The sequence below is a fragment of the Oceanobacillus massiliensis str. N'diop genome, from assembly GCF_000285495.1.
GTDB classification, from domain to species: Bacteria; Bacillota; Bacilli; order Bacillales; family Amphibacillaceae; genus Oceanobacillus; species Oceanobacillus massiliensis.
The window spans coordinates 33,341-36,859 of sequence record NZ_HE610981.1; the positions used below are offsets into that span (position 1 = coordinate 33,341).

Sequence of the window (3,519 nt, forward strand, 5' to 3'; positions counted from 1 at the left end):
TAGACTGTCTGCATTTTATATTGAGTATTGGGTTGGAATTACAAATACCTGATGAATGGGATATCGAAAATGTATCCTCAATAATCAATTTAAATAATGGAGTATTAGGTAATTTCAATAATATTTTCCAAAATGTTTTTAACGATATGGATATACATGAATGGTTTGAAGCTATGGAGAACTTCTTGGGAATGGGGCAAACACTTGGATTCACAGAAGAACAAATCGAACAAGCTTATCTCGACAAAAATAAGATCAATCACGAGAGGCAGGCGAACAACTATTGAGCACAGCTGTACAAGTACGAAAAGAAGAACTGATTTATGAACTTAACAATTTGGGAGTCTACAGCACTGAGGATGGTAGACAGCTAACAGAGGTTAGTTTATACACGTTGGAATGGACCAATGTCACAGAACAGAATAAGGCGGCGAGAGCTTATGTCGATCAGCATTGATGGAAAAGAATACCTTCGCAATTTTGAAGTGAAATATGGTGATCCATTTCCGGTGCCAAGAAGAAGCATGGAATTGATTAACCCGGATTATGGCACTTGCTTAGTTTATGTTATCTCCACAGGGGTTCCAAAGTGGACGAATAAAATGACAGTTCATGTTCCGATGAAATACTACATCACACAGATTATTGAGCCAAACAAGAAATATCGAAATCACCAAAAGCGCAACAAATTACAGCTGATCAAGGGGGGATCTGATGATTGAATTCGTAATACCAGGGCGCCCTGTGCCAGCCGTCCGTATGACTCAAAAGAGTATGTATGTTAACAAGTACGCAAAAAGGTATCTGGCATATAAAAAGCAAGTAGGCTGGATAGCAAAGCAGCACTACAAGGGAAAACCAACCGATAAGCCGATTGGAGTTAATATAACGCTCTACATCAACGGCGGTAATCATGGAGATATAGATAATTATGCCAAGTCATTAACCGATAGTTTGAACAAAATAGCTTATGTAGATGACAAGCAAATCGAGATCATGAACTTAAAGAAAATGAAATGTGAAAAAGGCGAAGATCGAGCGGAAATGTCAGTTTATGAATTGGATTCTCTTGGCAATACGGTAAATCATTAAAAATCTATTAAAATTAGGCGTTTAAATAACAGATTAATAGATTTACATACATCAAGATAAAAACGCCTGTATGGCTCTTAAAATGAATTTAGGAGGGGCGGAATGAAAACCTGTATCGAGTGTGGGAATGAATCAAGGAGCAATACAAGTTATCTCTGTCAGGAGTGCTTTAATAAGCAATTAACGAAATAGGGGGTTAGCACATTGAGTTTAGTTGAAGAATTACAGAAAGAGGCAGAAACAGCTTTTTATAAATGGATAGATCAATTTGTAGAGGGTTTATTATCAGAGTTAAAAGAATCCGCAAAAGAAGGATATAAAGGTTATATAGTTAAGATCAACGGGCGTGATGACAGAAGGTTTTTCTCAAATAAATCACTCCTTGATGAATTAGAAAAACGCTTAGAAGGCTGTAAGGTGCACATTAGTAATGAGAGAAAAAAGATGCCGTTAACAAACTATGAATACACGGAAAAGAATCTACACATCAAATGGTGATTACAGGGGGTTGGTACTATGAGGTTAAAGGATATTCCATTTGAAAAAGGTAAATTAAATGTCGATATAGAAAAAGGAGAAAAGCCTTTTGTTGTCGTATATTGTCAAGGTGAGGCTAAATTGACGTATTTACCTGAGCATGGTGAGACGAAAGTGATTACGCATCAAGGGAGGGTGAAACGCATCAAGTTTGATGAGGGGGAAGAGTTTTTGAGAGTTAGTAAATTAAATAATTAGCAAATTTACATTACTAAAACTAGGGTTGCACATAAAAAATGAGTAAGCGTCCATTTAAACTGCTATTATAAATGGATTCTTACTCGTTAAATTTTAGTTCCTTGTAGAAGTTTATTTCTCATACAAAAAATATTTAACTACCGTTGCAGTTTTCAGCAGTAAAATCGATTTCCCATTCGCAGCATTTACATGTTAATAACTGCCAACAATTTTTAAAACAACTAGGACAACAATTACTAAAGCTCACACATTTATTTTTGCAACAATTACAGTTATGTGATGAGTAACATTTTTTAGGCCTACATTGACGATAAGCTGTTTTACAACACTTATTACAACAATAGTTACAGTTATGATGCGTACGTCTCTTTTCTTTGTAGCAATTTACTTTGATCACAAATTCGTTATGCTCCATAGTATCACCCCTTCATGCATTGTATGCATAGAATAAAGAAGGAGTAAGGACAATCACACTAAAGTAATGAATTTCTTTTTCTAACAGCTATCTTCCTCCACGGTAAAGCAAACTATAATACATTCTTCTAGTTCCCTTTCGCCTATATTAAATAAATGAACGTCTTCAATGTAGCCTTTTATTCTAACTTTATTTAAATCGTAATCCCAGTCACATTCATGAACTATAATAAGCTCACAAAAGGGGATCTCAATATGGAATGAATGTACCGATTGCTCTTCCAATAAAGCAGTATATAGCACTCTTTGCTTTATTATCCCTGTTACTACGAATTTAATATCATATGGATTATGCACAGGTTTTATATCATAGATTTTAAGTAAAGAGATAACTTTTAAAACATTTTCGATACTAGGTTTTTTGGAGGGAACGCATTGTTTCTTGATAATTGAGTTCTGTTTATACGTTATTGGTTTACATGGGTAATCTTCAATATCAGCTATTCCAGAATATTGTACCATTTCATCAACTTTTTTTTTCATAAAAATCACTCCAGAGGTTAGGCTAATATCAGTATATTTATTATTAATAAATTTGTTACTAAAAAATGGTTAGATAAACTATACAAGCATAACTTTATTTCATAGGATGCATTGTAAGAAAAAATTAAAAAAGGAGTGTTATTTATTATGTCAAATGGAGTATTAAGAGACTTTGTACAAATAATTGGAATTACAGATCCATCTGAATTTCCGGTTATAACTCCGCTAAACCCTAATAATCAAATTGCAGTGCAAGAGAGGTTAACTATTCCAGATCCAAAACCGGATGTAGAACAGATCAATACTTTGTTGATTGATGCAGAAGTAACAAGTACAAGAAATATTTTTACGCCTACAGGGGTAAAGGTAGTGGTAGAAGGATTACTTCGCCAAAAGGTAATTTATACTGCCCTTGTAGAAGAGCAATCAGTTCATTCGGCACATTTTGAACATCCATTTTGCTCGTTTATCGATATTCCCCTACCAATACCTGCTGGAGTGACAGTTGAGGAGTTTTTAGCAAGTTTAGGTTTGTCTATAAATGATATATTGGATGGTCCAGTAAACGTAATTATTGAGGACGTTGAGGTGAATTTGTTAGACCCGAGAACAGTTAACAAGTGTGTAATTTTGTTCCTCTATACAACTATAAACCCGTTATTAATTCCACCAATCCCAGTTACTGACCAAAACGAGCAAACATCTTAATCTTAATGTTAAAGAAGAGGGTTAATA

General features: G+C 34.5%; 8 protein-coding genes. 7 read left to right on the forward strand and 1 reads right to left on the reverse strand.

The window, feature by feature from the left end:
* The 6 genes from OMHG_RS16595 to OMHG_RS16615 all read left to right on the forward strand — a co-directional run.
* Positions 1–287: dUTP diphosphatase (locus OMHG_RS16595; RefSeq protein ID WP_010652024.1), on the forward strand; the 287-nt coding region annotated here is incomplete at its 5' end.
* The gene (gene fbpA / locus OMHG_RS18510) at positions 284–457 is read left to right on the forward strand and encodes a Fur-regulated basic protein FbpA (protein ID WP_147629109.1); all 174 of its coding nucleotides are present in this window, start codon (positions 284–286) and stop codon (positions 455–457) included. The genes OMHG_RS16595 and fbpA, both read left to right, overlap by 4 nt.
* Positions 441–722 (forward strand): hypothetical protein, encoded by a 282-nt coding sequence (locus OMHG_RS16600; RefSeq protein ID WP_010652025.1) that lies wholly within the window; start codon positions 441–443, stop codon positions 720–722. The genes fbpA and OMHG_RS16600 overlap by 17 nt, the downstream gene beginning before the upstream one ends.
* Positions 715–1,092, forward strand: a complete 378-nt coding sequence (locus OMHG_RS16605; RefSeq protein WP_010652026.1) for a RusA family crossover junction endodeoxyribonuclease — start codon at positions 715–717, stop codon at positions 1,090–1,092. Before OMHG_RS16600 ends, OMHG_RS16605 begins: the two co-directional genes overlap by 8 nt.
* A 204-nt stretch (positions 1,093–1,296) precedes the next feature.
* A complete protein-coding gene (locus OMHG_RS16610) occupies positions 1,297–1,590 on the forward strand; it encodes a hypothetical protein (RefSeq protein ID WP_010652027.1) in 294 nt (97 codons plus the stop codon).
* 18 nt (positions 1,591–1,608) lie between these two features.
* The gene (locus OMHG_RS16615; protein WP_010652028.1) at positions 1,609–1,827 is read left to right on the forward strand and encodes an XtrA/YqaO family protein; all 219 of its coding nucleotides are present in this window, start codon (positions 1,609–1,611) and stop codon (positions 1,825–1,827) included.
* Positions 1,828–2,322: 495 nt separating this feature from the next.
* On the opposite strand, the gene OMHG_RS16620 is transcribed toward OMHG_RS16615, so the two are convergent.
* Complete coding sequence (locus OMHG_RS16620) at positions 2,323–2,784, reverse strand: DUF3794 domain-containing protein (RefSeq protein WP_010652029.1); 462 nt, start codon at positions 2,782–2,784, stop codon at positions 2,323–2,325.
* Between the two features lie 147 nt (positions 2,785–2,931).
* Here OMHG_RS16620 and OMHG_RS16625 point away from each other — a divergent pair, with 147 nt between their 5' ends.
* On the forward strand, positions 2,932–3,492 hold the full coding sequence (locus OMHG_RS16625) for a DUF3794 domain-containing protein (protein WP_010652030.1): 561 nt from the start codon (positions 2,932–2,934) through the stop codon (positions 3,490–3,492).
* Positions 3,493–3,519: the final 27 nt, after the last annotated feature.

What these genes read in the sequence shown, in the direction of transcription:
- OMHG_RS16600 (WP_010652025.1), top strand. Translation starts at nt 441, where the DNA reads ATGTCGATCAGCATTGATGGAAAAGAATACCTTCGCAATTTTGAAGTG.
- OMHG_RS16605 (WP_010652026.1), top strand. Translation starts at nt 715, where the DNA reads ATGATTGAATTCGTAATACCAGGGCGCCCTGTGCCAGCCGTCCGTATG.
- OMHG_RS16615 (WP_010652028.1), top strand. Translation starts at nt 1,609, where the DNA reads ATGAGGTTAAAGGATATTCCATTTGAAAAAGGTAAATTAAATGTCGAT.
- OMHG_RS16620 (WP_010652029.1), bottom strand. Translation starts at nt 2,784, where the DNA reads ATGAAAAAAAAAGTTGATGAAATGGTACAATATTCTGGAATAGCTGAT.
- OMHG_RS16625 (WP_010652030.1), top strand. Translation starts at nt 2,932, where the DNA reads ATGTCAAATGGAGTATTAAGAGACTTTGTACAAATAATTGGAATTACA.